Source organism: Streptomyces sp. NPDC025651 (assembly GCF_055558735.1).
The window spans coordinates 42,536-56,798 of sequence record NZ_JBVHLZ010000020.1; the positions used below are offsets into that span (position 1 = coordinate 42,536).

At 72.5% G+C, this 14,263-nt stretch carries 13 protein-coding genes; 7 read left to right on the forward strand and 6 right to left on the reverse strand.

Features of this window, described 5'->3' with window-relative positions; genetic code table 11:
• Nucleotides 1-17 precede the first annotated feature (17 nt).
• The gene (locus tag ACZ4D5_RS41105; protein ID WP_467777626.1) at nucleotides 18-2,837 is read left to right on the forward strand and encodes a hypothetical protein; all 2,820 of its coding nucleotides are present in this window, start codon (nucleotides 18-20) and stop codon (nucleotides 2,835-2,837) included.
• On the opposite strand, the gene ACZ4D5_RS41110 is transcribed toward ACZ4D5_RS41105, so the two are convergent.
• The 4 genes from ACZ4D5_RS41110 to ACZ4D5_RS41125 all read right to left on the reverse strand — a co-directional run bounded on the left by ACZ4D5_RS41110 (nucleotide 2,817) and on the right by ACZ4D5_RS41125 (nucleotide 7,719).
• A complete protein-coding gene (locus ACZ4D5_RS41110) occupies nucleotides 2,817-3,578 on the reverse strand; it encodes a VOC family protein (RefSeq protein ID WP_467777627.1) in 762 nt (253 codons plus the stop codon). The genes ACZ4D5_RS41105 and ACZ4D5_RS41110 overlap by 21 nt on opposite strands.
• Nucleotides 3,579-3,581: 3 nt before the next feature.
• Nucleotides 3,582-5,717, reverse strand: coding sequence for a putative bifunctional diguanylate cyclase/phosphodiesterase (locus ACZ4D5_RS41115; protein WP_467777628.1), 2,136 nt, complete (start codon nucleotides 5,715-5,717; stop codon nucleotides 3,582-3,584).
• A complete protein-coding gene (locus tag ACZ4D5_RS41120; protein ID WP_467777629.1) occupies nucleotides 5,714-6,526 on the reverse strand; it encodes an SAM-dependent methyltransferase in 813 nt (270 codons plus the stop codon). The genes ACZ4D5_RS41115 and ACZ4D5_RS41120 overlap by 4 nt, the downstream gene beginning before the upstream one ends.
• Before the next feature lie 224 nt (nucleotides 6,527-6,750).
• On the reverse strand, nucleotides 6,751-7,719 hold the full coding sequence (locus ACZ4D5_RS41125) for an SCO0930 family lipoprotein (RefSeq protein WP_467777630.1): 969 nt from the start codon (nucleotides 7,717-7,719) through the stop codon (nucleotides 6,751-6,753).
• 785 nt (nucleotides 7,720-8,504) lie between these two features.
• Here ACZ4D5_RS41125 and ACZ4D5_RS41130 point away from each other — a divergent pair.
• The gene (locus ACZ4D5_RS41130) at nucleotides 8,505-8,633 is read left to right on the forward strand and encodes a hypothetical protein (RefSeq protein WP_467777631.1); all 129 of its coding nucleotides are present in this window, start codon (nucleotides 8,505-8,507) and stop codon (nucleotides 8,631-8,633) included.
• A 15-nt stretch (nucleotides 8,634-8,648) separates the two neighbouring features.
• Nucleotides 8,649-9,413, forward strand: a complete 765-nt coding sequence (locus ACZ4D5_RS41135) for a bestrophin-like domain (protein WP_467777632.1) — start codon at nucleotides 8,649-8,651, stop codon at nucleotides 9,411-9,413.
• A gap of 24 nt (nucleotides 9,414-9,437) precedes the next feature.
• On the opposite strand, the gene ACZ4D5_RS41140 is transcribed toward ACZ4D5_RS41135, so the two are convergent.
• Nucleotides 9,438-10,211, reverse strand: coding sequence for a polyprenol monophosphomannose synthase (locus ACZ4D5_RS41140; RefSeq protein WP_467777633.1), 774 nt, complete (start codon nucleotides 10,209-10,211; stop codon nucleotides 9,438-9,440).
• Nucleotides 10,212-10,331: 120 nt separating this feature from the next.
• Here ACZ4D5_RS41140 and ACZ4D5_RS41145 point away from each other — a divergent pair, with 120 nt between their 5' ends.
• From ACZ4D5_RS41145 to ACZ4D5_RS41160, 4 genes are all read left to right on the forward strand, one after another.
• Nucleotides 10,332-10,544: a hypothetical protein gene (locus ACZ4D5_RS41145; RefSeq protein WP_467777634.1), complete on the forward strand. Its 213-nt coding sequence runs from the start codon at nucleotides 10,332-10,334 to the stop codon at nucleotides 10,542-10,544.
• A 212-nt stretch (nucleotides 10,545-10,756) separates the two neighbouring features.
• Complete coding sequence (locus tag ACZ4D5_RS41150; protein ID WP_467777635.1) at nucleotides 10,757-12,061, forward strand: alpha/beta hydrolase; 1,305 nt, start codon at nucleotides 10,757-10,759, stop codon at nucleotides 12,059-12,061.
• 3 nt (nucleotides 12,062-12,064) lie between these two features.
• Nucleotides 12,065-12,610: an MmcQ/YjbR family DNA-binding protein gene (locus tag ACZ4D5_RS41155; protein WP_467777636.1), complete on the forward strand. Its 546-nt coding sequence runs from the start codon at nucleotides 12,065-12,067 to the stop codon at nucleotides 12,608-12,610.
• 190 nt (nucleotides 12,611-12,800) lie between these two features.
• Entirely contained in the window at nucleotides 12,801-13,322 is a 522-nt protein-coding gene (locus ACZ4D5_RS41160; RefSeq protein WP_467777637.1) for a hypothetical protein, read from the forward strand.
• Nucleotides 13,323-13,486: 164 nt separating this feature from the next.
• Here the strand turns inward: ACZ4D5_RS41160 and ACZ4D5_RS41165 are convergent, their stop codons facing one another.
• Nucleotides 13,487-13,981: a hypothetical protein gene (locus tag ACZ4D5_RS41165; RefSeq protein WP_467777716.1), complete on the reverse strand. Its 495-nt coding sequence runs from the start codon at nucleotides 13,979-13,981 to the stop codon at nucleotides 13,487-13,489.
• Nucleotides 13,982-14,263 lie beyond the last annotated feature (282 nt).

Genomic DNA, 14,263 nt, shown 5'->3' on the forward strand with positions numbered 1-14,263 from the left:
GGAGGGGGGGGACGCCCATGCCGACTGCGCGAGGCAGGGCCGGGACGGCCGCGCGGGCCGTCCTCGCCCTTGTGCTGGGCGCGGTGGTCGTGGGGTGCGCGGTGTGGGGGGCGGACGGGTGGGGGGAGGCGGCGCGGCGGCAGGCCTTCACGGAGGAGCACGAGCACGCCCACGCCGAGCCCGAGCCCGAGCCGGCGACGACCGCCCCCGACTTCCCGACCGGGCCGCACGACGTGGCCCCACGCATCCCCGACAGGGGCAGCAGCGGGGAGATCTCCGTCCGCGTCAGCCGAGCCGGGCCCGACGGCGGATGGCGGATCACGTCCAGCTACCGCCTGACCCTGCAGGCGAAAGATCCCCTGGTCGCGCAGCTCAGAGCCACCCCCGACCTCTTCCCTCAAGTCGCCTACGTCCTGCCCGGCGGGTACGCCACCGCGCAGCCCGTCGCCGCACTGGAACAGGACACCGCCCCGGCCGGCGGGAAAACGGCAGGACTCCCCGACTGGTGCACCGTCAGTCAGCCCACCGGGAACGGGCGCGTCACGGTCACCGCCGAGCACGACGTCACGACGGGTACGGCGGAGGGCAGCCAGCTGTCCCCCTACTACCTGTCCGATCGCGTCTCGGACGGCGACGGCGGAGTGGTGCCGCGCCTGCCCGGCCGGTGGACCTGGTCTCTCCACGTGCCCAAGGAGTGGGGCTTCAGCGTCGAGGGCCGCCCGGACCGGCAGACCACGCGCTCGGTCGGCTTCCGCCTCGACCTGGAACGTGACCAGGCCCAGGTGACCGCCGTGCTCGTCGCCCCCAGGGCGGACGAGCCGGAGGAGGCCGACGCGGCACGCTCCTACCCCGCCTCGGAACACCAGGCGCTTCTCACGCTCCTCTTCCTGTGCCTGACCACGGGCGGCGCCCTGACCGGACTTCTGCGCACGCCGCAGACGGCGGCCGGGGTCCGGCGCCGCTCCCGCTCCATGGCCCTCGGCACCGCTGCCCTGCTGTGTGCTGCCCTCGGCGCCGTCCTGGAGGATCTCTACCTGCCCGATTGGAGCGTGCTCAACTGGCTGTGGGGCGCCGGCCTCTTCGAGTACTACGAACTCACCCAGCAGACCCTGCCTCTGGAATCTCTCGTCCAGGGTGTGTTCCTCGGGATCGCGCTGTTCACCCTCCCGGTTCTCGTCACCGCCTTCGTACGCCGCTCCGCGCGCCCGGCACTCGCCGTCGCCGCGCCCTCCCTGGCGCTCGTCCTGCTGGCCTGGGCCATGGGCGGGGGCGACTGGACCGGGACGGTGGTCCGCTGCCTGGCCTGCGCCTCACTGGCCGCGGGCGCCGTCCTCGGCGTGCTGCTTCTGCCGCACGGGGCAGGCCAGTCGCGCACCCTGGCCGTGCCGCTCGCCGCCGCGACCTGGGCCGCGGTCGCCTCGGTCGTCGTGCTGCAGGCTCTGCCCTGGAACCTGACGCGGCAGTTCGCCGGCGCGCCCGAGACGTACACCCGCCTCACCCTGTTGGCGAGCTGGCCCACCGTCTTCGTGCTGCTCGCGCCGTGGGCCACGGCCGCGGTCCTGCTGGCCGGGCCCCGGCTGTCCAGACCCCGCCGCCTCGCGCTGGGTGTCGTACTGATCCTGGCGCTGCTGCCCTATCGCAACCCCCTTCAGGGCTCGATCCCCTCCGAACTGCCGTTGACCGCCGACCTGTTGATGCAACTGACCGGACAGAGCCCGGGTGACGGGACGATCCTGGGCATCCGCGTCATGGAACCCGCTCTCCAGACCATCTGGCTCACCGCCGTCGCACTCCTCCTGCTGCGCCTGCGCGACACCGGCACCCGCCCGGGCACATGGGGCCCCACCGCCCGAGGCCACTGCATGACGCTCCTGCTGCTCGCCGCGAGCGCGACCGTCATCGGCTCGCCCGAGAGCTGGCTGCCGTACTGGACCACCGGCGCGGCGCTGCTCACCGCCTGGGCCGGCGCCCTCCTCCTGCTGCCCCCGGGGCGCGCCGACCGCGCAGCCGAACTGCACGCCCTGTCCGGCTCCGCCCACTCCCGGCGCATGGGCGCCCTCGCCCGCGCCCTGCTCTTCGCCGAGGGGCGCCACCGCTTCCTCACCTCCTCGCGCGCGGCACTCGCCGACGCCTCGCAGCCCGCCGACACCTGGGACGAGAAGTGGCGCAGCCTCAAGCGGCCCACGGCGTCCGACGCGGCGCGCGAGACCGTCCGGCTGCGGGCCACCGCGCTCGGCAGCTCCGCGGGGCGGCCCGCGTGGACCAACGCCACGGCGGCGGCCGCCGCGACCGCGCTGCTCACGCTGCCCTGGACCGTGTGGACGGTAGGGCAGTCCGGCGGCTACAGCGGCCTCCCGGAGGCGATCACCGTCGGCGGCGGCGCGACCTGCGTATGGCTCGCCCATGGCTTCACGTACGGCTATCTCTACCCCTGGCTGCGCGGCAACAGCCCGGTGGCGAAGGCGGGTTGGCTGTGGGCGGTCATGTCGACGGTGCAGGTCCTGCTCGTCGTGCCCCGGCTCCAGGTGCCGTCCGGCGCGACGACGCTCTCGGTGTTCCTGCTCCTCGCCCAGAGCACCGTCATGGCCCTCGGGCTCGCCCTCTACTGGGAGATCCGCCTGGTGCGCAGGGCGGATCTGCTGTGGGGGCACATCCGCAACTTCCGGCGGCTTTCCTCGCTCGCGGCCCCGGCGGTCACCGTCCTCGTGGCGGCGCTCGCCGCGGCGGTCACCGTCCTCGCGACCGCCTGGGCGAACAACGTCACGGCTCCCGTCGAGACGCCGAGCCCCTCGCCGACGTCCACGACGTCCCCGGCGTCACCCGGCGCTCCGCCGTGACGGCAGGCGGCCCGACTCCGGGTCGCGCGTCGTCAGGCAGTACAGGCCGCCCGCCGGGTCCCGCATCACCAGCCAGGCCGCGCCGCGCGAGACGAACTCCGCGCCACGGCTCTCGTGCCAGGCCCGCACCGCTTCGACGTCCGAGCAGGCGAGGTCGAGGTGTGCGCCGGTGGGCTGTCCTGGTGTGCCCAGGCGCTGCATCAGGATCCGCAGCGGCAGGGCGGACGGCGAGAGCACCCGACGGAACTCGGGGAGCCGCGTCTCGACGGACTCCCAGCCGGTGAGCGCCACCCAGAAGGCGACTTCCGCGTCGAATGTCTCCGGAGCGACGTCCACGCACACCTGGTCCAGGCGGGCGGTGGCGCCGCCGGGCCCCTCGACCGGCGCGGGCCGGGACGCCTCCCCCTCCCAGGGCACCAGACAGAACAACAGTCCGCCGGGTGAACGGAGCACTTCGAGGCTGTCCTCCGCGAAGACCGGGGCGGCACCGAGCACGCGGGCGCGGACCGCGGCGGCACCGAGGTCGTCCACCGCGAGGTCGGCATGTGCGCCGCCGGGCCCGCCCACGGCCTGCGCCTTCAGGAACGCGTCGGCGGGCCCGCGCGGCAGCAGCGTCACGAACTCGCCGCCGGGGCCCCGCGGTTCGGAGAGCCGCGTGCCGGTGACCGCCGCCCAGAAGGCACACGCCTGCGGGAAGCGGTCACGCGGCCGGTCGACGAAGGCGTACGCCCAACGGATCACCGCTCAGCCCGTCGCGTCCGCGAGTGCCAGCTCGTGCAGCCGGTCGGGCGGGCCCGGGCGCGCGTAGTACCAACCCTGGGCCGTGTCGCAGCCGAGCTCCCGCAACTGGTCCGCCTGCGCGCCCGTCTCGACGCCCTCGACGGTGACCGCGAGGTCGAGGCTGTGCGCGAGCGAAACGATCCCCTCGACGATCTTGAGGTCGACGGGATCGGCGGGGAAGTGCTGCATGCCCTGCGTGAAGGAGCGGTCGAGCTTGAGCACGCTCACCGGAAGACGGCGCAGGTTGGCCAGGTTGGAGTAGCCCGTGCCGAAGTCGTCGAGCGCGATGTCCACGCCCATCTCGGCGAGCCTGCGCAGCGGCTTGAGCAGGTCGTCGTCGGCTCCTATCAGCGCGGACTCGGTGACCTCCAGGCACAGCGCGCCCGGCTCCAGGCCCTCCCGCTCCAGAATGTCGACCGTGTCGGACACCAGGCCGGGGTGGGTCAGCTGGCAGGGCGAGAGGTTCACGTTGACGCGCAGCGGACCCGCTTCGGCATGCCGCGACTCCCACAGGCGGGCCTGGCGCACGGACTCCTCGAGGACCCAGCGGCCGAGCGGCACGATCAGGCCGGTGTGCTCGGCGAGCGGGATGAACCGGTCGGGGCCGATGACACCGTGCTGCGGGTGCAGCCACCGCACGAGCGCCTCCGCGCCGCGCACGCTGCCGTCGCCGAGGTGCACGAGCGGCTGGTACTCGATGAAGAACTCGCCGCGCTCCAGGGCCGTCGGCAGGGCGGTGGTCAGGCCGTGCCGGGTGATGGCGCGGGCGTCGGCCTCGGGGTCGGCGAGCTCGTAGCGGTTGCCGCCCGCGGACTTGGCGCGGTACATCGTGATGTCGGCGCTGCGGAGCACCTCGGCGGCACCGCGCTCGCCCGCCGGGCCCTCGACTATGCCGATGCTGCCGCGCACGGTCAGTTCGCGGCCGTCGACGCGGATCGGGGCGGCGAGCGCGTTCATGATGCGGCCCGCGAGCTCGTCCACCTCGTGCTGGGTGTCGGGGCCGGTGGTGAGCGCCACGAACTCGTCGCCGCCGAGCCGCGCCACCATCTCGCCGGGGGCGGTCGCGCAGGACTGCAGCCGGTCGGCGACCTCGACGAGCAGCCGGTCCCCCGCCGCGTGCCCCAGGCTGTCGTTGACGGTCTTGAAGCCGTCGAGGTCGAGATAGCACAGCCCGAACCGGGCGTCCTGGCCCGCCGCGAGGACCTTCTCCAGGCGCTCGAAGAACAGGGTGCGGTTGGGGAGTCCGGTGAGCGCGTCGTGCGTGGCCTCGTACCGCAGGCGGAGGTTGAGGAGGCGGCGCTCGGTGGTGTCCTCCATCAGCGCCAGTTGGTACTGCGGCACTCCGTCGGCGTCACGCAGCAGCGAGACGGTCAGGTTGGTCCACAGGACCGTGCCGTCGGGGCGGTAGAAGGCCTTTTCGACGCGGTAGTGCTCGCGCTCGCCGCGGACCAGCTCCTCGTAGAGCCTCCAGACGTGCGGGGAGTCGTCGGGGTGCGTCCACTCCCCCACGTTGCGTCCGCGCAGATGCTGCTCCAGGCCGCCGAACATACGGATGAGCGCGTCGTTGACCTCCAGGACCGTGCCGTCGAGGTCGGCGATCCCGATGCCGATCGCGGCGCCGTGGAAGACCGCGCGAAAGCGCGCCTCGCTGGCGTGCAGGGCCTCGGCGACGGCGCTGCGGGCGCTCAGGGCGGCCCGGTAGATCGCCTCCTGCTCGGCGCGGGTCCGCTCGCGCAGCGCCTGGGCGAAGCCCGCGGCCATCGCGTGCTGGATCCGCGCGGAGCGCGCCCGCAGCTCCTCCTTGGGTCCGTCGCCGCCGCAGTACAGGACCAGGTAGGCGTCGACGCAGTCGAGCGTGCGGCTGAGCGCCTCGGGGTCGGTGCAGTGCGTGCCGATGAGCGCGGCGCCGACAGCCTGCCCCTCTGCCGCGTCGAAGACCCGCGCCTGCAGCGCGTCGCGCAACCGCCGTGCCAGCGGCACGAGTTGCTGCTCGAACTCGGGACGGGTCAGCGAGGTGGCCGTCACGGGGAAGATCGCGCGGCTCCAGATGGTGGCGAACCTGCGGAGTCTTCCCTCGGGTCCGTCCTGCTCGCCGCTCAACGCTTCCGTCCCACGCCCGCGAATCCCGAGAAGGAGTACGGATCCTCCTCCTCGGGCGCGGTGTCGGGCCGCCAGTGCGGCATCGGCACCAGGCCGGGTTCCACCATGTCGTATCCCTCGAAGAACCGCGCGATCTCGTCGCGCGAGCGCATGATCAGTGGATTGCGGATGTCCTTGTATACACCGACGGTCCCGCCGGCCTGTTCGGGGGGAACCGGGATCCCTTCGTACGAGGCATGGGTGACGACGACCAGGCTGCCGGGCGCAGTTGCGTCCCGCAGTTCGGCCACCGCCGCGTAAGGATCGTACGCGTCCTCGACGAAGTGCAGGACGGCGACGAGGAGAAGGGCGACGGGGCGGTCCAGGTCGAGGAGGGAGGTGACTTCCGAACTGCCCAGAATGTCCCGGGGCTTGCGCAGATCGGCGGCGAGGACCGCGGTCCGTTCGTCGCCGTCGAGCACGGCCTCGCCGTGTGCCACGGCGACGGGGTCGTGGTCGACGTAGACGACCCGGGCGTCGGGGCTGGCCTGCTGGGCCACCTCGTGGACGTTGCCGAACGTCGGGATGCCGGAGCCGATGTCGAGGAACTGCGTGACGCCCTGGTCGACGGCGTGACGCACCGCACGCCGCATGAAGGCACGGTTCGCCTGCATCACCTTGGGCAGCCCCGGCATGAACTCCATCGCCTTGCGGGCCGCCTCCCTGTCCACCTCGAAGTTGTGCGAGCCGCCCAGGTAGTAGTCGTAGATGCGGGACACGCTGGGCATCGAGATGTCGATGCCGAGCGGTGCCCAGGCGGGACGCTCCATCAAGACTCCAAGGCATAGGGGGGGTGGCACGGGCGATCCGATGTTCGAGGGTGAGGCTACTGATCGTCCGCCAAGGGAGCGAGTCAAAACGGAAATTGGCCGTCCGTTCTCGGTCACTGCCTTTGGCAAGTGCCGTATCCCACACCAGCGACCGGCCCGTCCCCTCCTTGTGATATGGGAGGGAACGGGCCGGTCCGCCCGTGCCGCGCACGGGTCGCGGCGGGCTACTTGGGGGCGCCCACCGCCTTCCCTTCGGGGCTCGCGGCGTACCAAGTACCGCCCACGCCCTGGCCGTTGGTGTCCCCGGGCTTCTTGTCGCCCGCGAAGGTGTACAGCGGCCAGCAGTCGATCGTCTGCTGCTTCTTGCCGTCGGGCCTGTCGAAGGTGACGAAGCCCTTCTTGAGGATGCCCTTGGTGTCGTTCTTGGCGACGGGCTCCACGACGGGCCACTTGTCGAGGCAGGGCCCGGTGCACGCCGACTTCATCGGCCAGGCGGAGTCCTTGGTGAAGCGGTAGACGGTCATGCCGTTCTTGTCGACGACGATCTCGCCGAGCTCGGGGTCCTTGCGGGTGGACAGGCCCGCCGGGTCGACGGGGGCGGCCTCCGCGGTCGCGGGCGCGGCCTTCTTGCCGTCGGGGGCGGCGGCGTACCAAGTCCCGCCCACGCCCTGCCCCTTGGCGTCGCCGGGCTTGGTGTCCTGCGCGTACCGGTACATCGGCCAGCCGTCGATGGTGAGCTGCTTGGTACCGTCCGCGTTGGTGACCTCGCCGAGCAGGGAGGCGTCGACGCCCGGGGCGGCCTTGGCGCCGTCGGCGGCCACGGCGGGCCAGGCCTTCAGACAGGCCGCGTCGCAGTTGGACTCGGGTGGCTGCGCGGTGTCCTTGTCGAAGCGGTAGAGCGTGAAGCCCTCGCTGTCGGTGACGACCTTGCCGAGCTTCTTGCTGTCCCGGACCGCGAGCTGTCCGGCGGACGCCGCCTTCGCGTCCGCGCCCTTGTCGGCGTCGCCCGAGTCTGCTCCATAGCCGTAGCCGTCGTCCTTGGCGGGCGCCTCGTTGCCCACGTTCTGGCCGTTGGTGGACTGGTCGCCGGTGTCCTGACCGCACGCCGTCGTCAACGCCAGCAAGGCCGCAGCCGTCGCTACGAGCGAGGCGCTCCGCCAGGCCCGGGGGGAACCCCCTGAAAGGTGCCGCATCTCCAACTCCCGCTGTCGGCTCCGTTGCTGTGGCGCCCGGTGGCGTCACACATGGCCCTAGGTACGGGTGGGAACGGGCGCCGCGTTCAACGGCCTCGCAAGATTCTTTGCGCGGGGCGGGCACGGGCGCGGGCACACGGCGGGCGCGAGGCCGACGCGGAACAGGCACGGAGCAGGCGCGGGGCAGGCACGAGGGGGGCGGGCGCCGCCCGAGTTGGGGGCGCACGCCGTCAAACCCTTGACGGGCCCGCCTCCTTCCTTCGGGGTATTCGGAGGCAACTCCGGCGTGGCAGGCGTGCGCGCCGCCCATGCTCACGGTCGTGCACGGATCACCACGGGGCTTATCGCCCCTCATCACGCGCGTGTTGGCGCTGCTCGCGCTGGCGCTCGCGCTGGGCGCGTCCTCGGCCTCGGGCGCGGTCCCCGCCGACAGTTGCGCGTACGCGTCGATCAGTCAGGACGGCGACCTGGTGGCCGTCGCCGGCACCTCCTGCCGGCCCCCCAAGCCGACGCCGACGCCCACCCCGACGCCCACACCCACGCCCACGCCCACCCCGAAGCCCCCGAAACCGACGCCGACTCCCGCGCCGACGCCGTCCCCGCCGGCGCCGAAGCCGCGAGAACCGGAATCACCTCCTCCGCCACCGGCGCCCGCCGCCCCGCGCACCCCCGCTCCCGCACCCCCGCCGACGCCCTCCCGGACCCCGCCCCCGTCTCCCGAGGCGACCCCAACCCCCAAGCCCAAAGCCCCTGTTCACCGCAGAGCGGTCAAGCCACCGCCACCTGTGACATATCCGGCGTACCGCACCCCGACCCGCAAGCGGCCGCCCCGCGGCGGCCCGTCCCTCGTCTCCCTCACCCTGCTCGTCACCGCGCCCGCGGTGCTCGCCGTCGCCGCGCTCCGCCCGCGCTGACCATCCGGAGGTCCCATGTCGGAATGGCTTGTTCTCACCCTCGCGATGGCCGCCGCTTGCGGTGTCGTGCTCGTCGTGACACTGCTGCGGCACCGCAGGACGGGCGCGGACTACGACGCGTCCGAGACGCCGGACGTCATCGAGTACATGACGATGATGATCGGCGTCGTGTACGCCATCGTCCTTGGCCTGGCCATCGCGGGCGTCTGGGAGGCACGCGGCGCCGCCCAGGAACACGTACGCGTGGAGGCCCAGGCCCTGCACGAGGTCTCCGAGCGCGCGCGGGTCTATCCGGAAGAGGTCAGGGAGCGAATTCGCGCCGACGTCCACACCTATGTCAGCCATGTCGTCACCACGGAGTGGGACACCATGAAGGACAAGGGCGAACTCACCGACCGCGGCACGGAACTGCTGGCCCGCGTGCGGCACGACGTCACCGATTACCAGCCGAAGTCGGACTTCGAGGCCCAGGCGTACCAGCCACTCGTCGACCAGGTGGCGGTCGCGGACGACGCGCGCGGCGCCCGCGCGGACAGCGCGGGGGCGACCATGCCCGGCGTGGTCTGGTTCGGCCTGATCTCCGGAGGCCTCGTCACCATCGGCATGATCTTCGCGCTGCAGATCCGCCGCACCCCGCGCGAGCTGATCCTCGCCGGCCTCTTCTCCGCCCTCTTCGCCTTCCTGCTCTTCCTCATCTGGGACTTCGACGCGCCCTACAGCCGCGGCATCGCGGCGACGGCGGAGCCCTTCCACGCCCTGTTCCCCGGCCTCGGGGGATGAGCCCGGCCCCGGCGCGGGGAGCCGTCAGCTCCCCGCGCCCCGGCGGCCGAACCGCAGCTTCCACGGAGTGATCGCCGACTCGGCCTGCACCCGCAGGCTGAGCTTGGACTCGCCGTTGACGCGCTCCTCGAAGGTGATCGGCACCTCGACGATCCGCATGCCGCGGCGGACCGCCCGGAAGTTCATCTCGACCTGGAAGGAGTAGCCGTTGCTCCGGACCGACGGCAGGTCGATCGCCTCCAGGGCGGCGCCCCGCCACGCCTTGAACCCGGCCGTCGCGTCCTTCACGCCGAGCCGCAGGACGGCGTTGACGTAGAAGTTCGCCCAGGCGGAGAGCGCCTTGCGGTGCCAGGCCCACTCGGTGGCGAGTTTCCCGCCGGCCACGTAGCGGGAGCCGAGGACGACGGCCACGCCGTCGTCCTCCAGCAGGGTGCGCACCATGACCGGCAGCGTCTGGGCGGGGTGCGACAGATCGGCGTCCATCTGGACGACCACGTCCGCGCCCTCGGCCAGGGCGCGGGTCATCCCGGCTACGTACGCACGTCCGAGGCCGTCCTTCTCGGTGCGATGCAGCACGCCCACGGCCCCCGCCGACTCCGCCGCGATCCCGTCCGCGACGGCGCCGGTGCCGTCGGGCGAGCCGTCGTCGACGACGAGGACGTGCAGCCCCGGCAGACCGAGGTCCATGAGCAGGTCGACGAGGAGGGGCAGGTTCTCCCGTTCGTTGTACGTGGGAACCACCACCACGACCTTCGGGACGGCCGCGCCGGCGGCCCGGGATGCCTGTTCCACAACCATTCCCCCGTGCGATTCTCCGTGTGGTCGCCCCACACTACGGCAGGGATCTCGGGGCAGGGTGCGCCCGTATTGGCCGTGAACCGCGCTGCGCCGCGCCCCCGCACGGCGCACTCTGGTGCCATGGCCTGGCAGTCACCCATCGTCGTCCACCCGCCCGCCGCCGACGGCGGACGGCGGGTCACCGTGCGCGGACAGGACGTCGGCGTCGCCCGCAGCGACCGGGACCTGATGGAGTTCCTGCGGCGCGCGGGGCTCGGCGACGCCGACATGGCCCTCGACGACCCGCACCTCGTCGAATGGCGCGGCGACGCGCATGTGTGGACGGGCGCATAGGGGACACAGGCGCGTAGCCCCAGCCCGTCCCACCGCACGATTTGCGAGCTTTCCCCCGATTGCTATCGTTTTTTGTGAGCGGACAGATGGTGCGTTCAAGTCCACCCAGCTCCACTGCGCGGGGCTGTAGCTCAAGGTAGAGCGGTCCGCTCACCTACCTCCCTGGGGGCCGGCAACCGAACGGAACGGGGACGCGCGTGGAGCGGGTGCCGATGGCCGCCGGGCCGCTGGACTGGTCGCTGGTCGACGGGGCGGTGCCCCTCGTCGTACGGATCCTCGGCGCGGCGGCGCTCGCCGTCCTCCTCTTCTCGCGCGACCGCCGCTGGTGGACCCGGCTGCTCCCGATCGCCGTGGTCGCGGCCCTCCTGCTGACGTTCCTGGTCAAGCTCACCGTCGACGACTGGTGGCAGCCCTTCCCTGACAAGCTCCCGAGCGATGTGGTGCTGTGGATCGGCGTCGCGCTCCTCGGGGTGTGCCTGGCGCTCTGCCGGATACCCACGCTGCGCTGGCGCGGCCGCGCGGGCGCCCTGCTGGCCGGTGGGCTCGTCGTCGTGCTCGGCCTGTCCGAGGTCAACATCCACTACGACAACTACCCGACCCTGCGGACCATGCTCGGCCCCCAGGGCACCGTGAGCCTCGAGGACGCCACGGGGAAGAAGGAGCCCACACTCGACGTACCGAAGGGCAAGGCGCTCTCCGAGGTCTGGAAGGCCCCGGCCGGACTGCCCGCCCAGGGCACCGTGTCGACCGCCTCGATCCCCGGCACGAAGTCGGGCTTCAAGGCCCGCGACGCGTACGTCTACCTGCCCCCGGCCTACCGCGCGACGCCCCGCCCCCTCCTGCCGGTCCTGGTCCTGATGGCGGGCCAGCCGGGGTCCCCGCAGGACTGGATCACCTCGGGTCAACTGCCGGACATGATGGACGAGTTCGCCGCCGGGCACGCGGGACTCGCACCGATCGTCCTGGTGGTCGACCCGCTGGGCTCCCCCTTCGACAACCCGCTGTGCATGGACTCCAGGCTCGGCAAGGTCCAGACGTACCTCGCCGACGACGTGCCCGCCTGGGCCGCCTCGCACCTGCAGACGGCCACGGACCGCGGGCACTGGGCGGTCTCGGGGCTCTCCAACGGCGGGACCTGCGCCCTGCAGACGGCGGTCAACGCGCCCCAGCGGTACGGCACCTTCCTCGACATCTCGGGCCAGGACGAGCCGACGCTCGGCAGCCGGAAGAAGACCGTGGACGCGGCCTTCGGCGGGGACGAGGCGGCGTTCAAGAAGGTCAATCCGATGGACGTGATGGCACGGAAGAAGTTCCCCGACACCGCGGGCACGTTCGTCGCGGGCACGGACGACTCGACGTACCGCCCGCAGGCACTCAAGGTGTACGCCGCGGCGAAGAAGGCCGGCATGTCGGTGCAGCTCGTCGAGTTGCCCGGCGGCCACAGCTGGCAGGTGTGGCGCCCCGGTCTGGAGAAGCAGCTGCCGTGGCTCGCGTCGCACATCGGTCTGACATCCTGAGGCATGACCACCGTGACCCAGCTCCGCAAGGCCGCGCTCGCCCTCCCGGAGGTCGAGGAGGGCACCCACTTCGGCATGGTCGCCTTCACCGTACGAGGCAAGGGCTTCGCCTCCGTGACCAAGGACGGCCAGGTCCAGCTCCATCTGCCGCCCGACGACACGGAGGCCGCCCTCGCCGCGCACCCGAGCGGTGAGCGCCTGACGCGCAACGGCACATCGATCGGCTTCCGCGCCCCGCTGGCCGACATCAACGGCAAGGACCTCAACGCACTGGTCCGCGCCTCGTGGTTCGGCCGCGCCCCGAAGCGGCTCGCCGCGTCGCTCGCCGCCGCGGAATCGGCGGCCGACGCCCCGGGCGGAGACCTTCCCTCGGGCATCGGCCGACCCGCCGCCCGGGCGCTGTTCGGCGCCGGCCTGACGACGCTCGAACAGGTGGCGCGGCACACGGAGGCCGAACTCCTCGCGCTGCACGGGGTGGGCCCGAAGGCCGTGCGGATCCTGTCGGAGACGCTGGAGCAGCGGGGGCTCTCCCTGCGCCGGGACTCCTGACACACCATCGGGTGCCGACGGGGGCGGCGCGCCGCGTCGTTCCCCTGTCCGGCCCACACGCATGCCCCGTTCGCGCGACACCGATCGCGACCGGATGGATCCCTACCTAGCGTTTCGGGCATCGAGGTGCATTTCAGGCGTCAGCGGAAGAAGGTCCGCAGTTGCTCCTCGGGGACCCGGAGGATTCACCATGCGCGCGATACGCGTCGCCTCGGCCGCTCTGCTCACCGCCACCGCCCTGACCCTCACGGCCCCGACCGCTTCGGCGGCCGTCGCGGGCGAGGAGAACGTCACCGCGTTCGGCTTCAGCGTCTCCCCCACGACCATCGCCGCGGGCGGCACGGTCACCCTCAACGTCGACGGCTGCGACGGCGACACCAAGGTCACCTCCGGTGTCTTCGACGACACCACCATCCCCAAGGGGCAGAAGTCCGCCACCGCGCAGGTGTTCTGGGACGCGAAACCGGGCGCGATGTACGAGGTGACGTTCACCTGCACCGGCAGCAACCCCGGCAGCGACAAGACCGACCTCACCATCGCCACGGGACGCCCGGACAGCCACACCGTCCACAAGGGCGTGAAAGCGGGCGTCGGCGGCAGCCTCGGCGGACTCGACCTGCACGAGATCGCGCTGGGCAGCGCGCTGATCCTGGGCACCATCGGTGTCGCGTACCACAAGACGCGCCGGCGCACCGGCGAGGACAACTCCTGACCCGCCTCAACGGCGCTTCGCCCCCGGGACGTCTCCAGGTCCCGGGGGCGAAGCGCTGTCACGTGCCGTAGCTGGCACGTGCCGTACGAGAAGGGGCACGTGCCGTGCGAGAAGGCGGCTCCGGGCGCGGCACGGAAGGGGGCGCGCCGTGCCCGGCCGAGGGGTCAGGCCCTGTTCTCGGACCGGCGGCGCATCCAGAACACTCCGCCGCCGACGACGGCTGCGGTCACCAGGGCACCGCCGATCGCCATGTCGGTGCTGGTCGCCCCGGCGGTCGAGCTGCCGCCGACGCCACCGCGGACACCGCCGTGGATGACCGTGAAGGCGGCCGGGCGGGTGAGCGTCTTGCCGCCGCAGTGCGCCGTGATGTCGTACGCGCCCGGCATGGCGTTCGTGTGGACGACCGCCGTCGCGCTCGACGTGCTGCCTCCGTCGATCTTGTGCAGCCGCGCGTCGGGGAAGGCGGGCGACGTGATCTTGCTGTCGGGCGTCTGGCAGGACGTGCCGTCGACCGTGACCGTCAGATGTCCGCCCTTGGGGATCACGCCGGGCATGGCCACGATGTTGGTCGGGTCGGCCCACGCGGACGCGGCCGGGGCGGCGAGCCCGACGGCGCCGACGGCCGCGGCGGCGACCGCGAGGGCACGGGTGGTCCGCATACGAGAAGTACGCATGGCAATCCTCCGCGGAAGGCGCCCCGGGGATACCGTCCCCGGTCGATCGGCGAGAGCGCCTCCCGGACTGACCCTCAGACGCCGTGTGCGGAGCCGCATTTCGGGGATCGGCCGTCCTGGTGAGACGACACGCCGAGGGGGGTGTGCGCGAGGCCCCATTGCCGCAGGTCACGGACCGTCAGAAATTTCCCGCCGGGGGCGACTCGGATGGCGCACCGGAGCCGGGACGCCACCCGTTCGCTCCCGCCCTTTCGCACGCCGCGCGCA

Bases quoted from the DNA above. Each gene is read 5' to 3' on its own strand.
- ACZ4D5_RS41105 (WP_467777626.1), top strand. From the start codon at position 18: ATGCCGACTGCGCGAGGCAGGGCCGGGACGGCCGCGCGGGCCGTCCTC.
- ACZ4D5_RS41120 (WP_467777629.1), bottom strand. From the start codon at position 6,526: ATGGAGCGTCCCGCCTGGGCACCGCTCGGCATCGACATCTCGATGCCC.
- ACZ4D5_RS41125 (WP_467777630.1), bottom strand. From the start codon at position 7,719: ATGCGGCACCTTTCAGGGGGTTCCCCCCGGGCCTGGCGGAGCGCCTCG.
- ACZ4D5_RS41135 (WP_467777632.1), top strand. From the start codon at position 8,649: ATGTCGGAATGGCTTGTTCTCACCCTCGCGATGGCCGCCGCTTGCGGT.
- ACZ4D5_RS41140 (WP_467777633.1), bottom strand. From the start codon at position 10,211: ATGGTTGTGGAACAGGCATCCCGGGCCGCCGGCGCGGCCGTCCCGAAG.
- ACZ4D5_RS41145 (WP_467777634.1), top strand. From the start codon at position 10,332: ATGGCCTGGCAGTCACCCATCGTCGTCCACCCGCCCGCCGCCGACGGC.
- ACZ4D5_RS41150 (WP_467777635.1), top strand. From the start codon at position 10,757: ATGGCCGCCGGGCCGCTGGACTGGTCGCTGGTCGACGGGGCGGTGCCC.
- ACZ4D5_RS41155 (WP_467777636.1), top strand. From the start codon at position 12,065: ATGACCACCGTGACCCAGCTCCGCAAGGCCGCGCTCGCCCTCCCGGAG.
- ACZ4D5_RS41160 (WP_467777637.1), top strand. From the start codon at position 12,801: ATGCGCGCGATACGCGTCGCCTCGGCCGCTCTGCTCACCGCCACCGCC.
- ACZ4D5_RS41165 (WP_467777716.1), bottom strand. From the start codon at position 13,981: ATGCGGACCACCCGTGCCCTCGCGGTCGCCGCCGCGGCCGTCGGCGCC.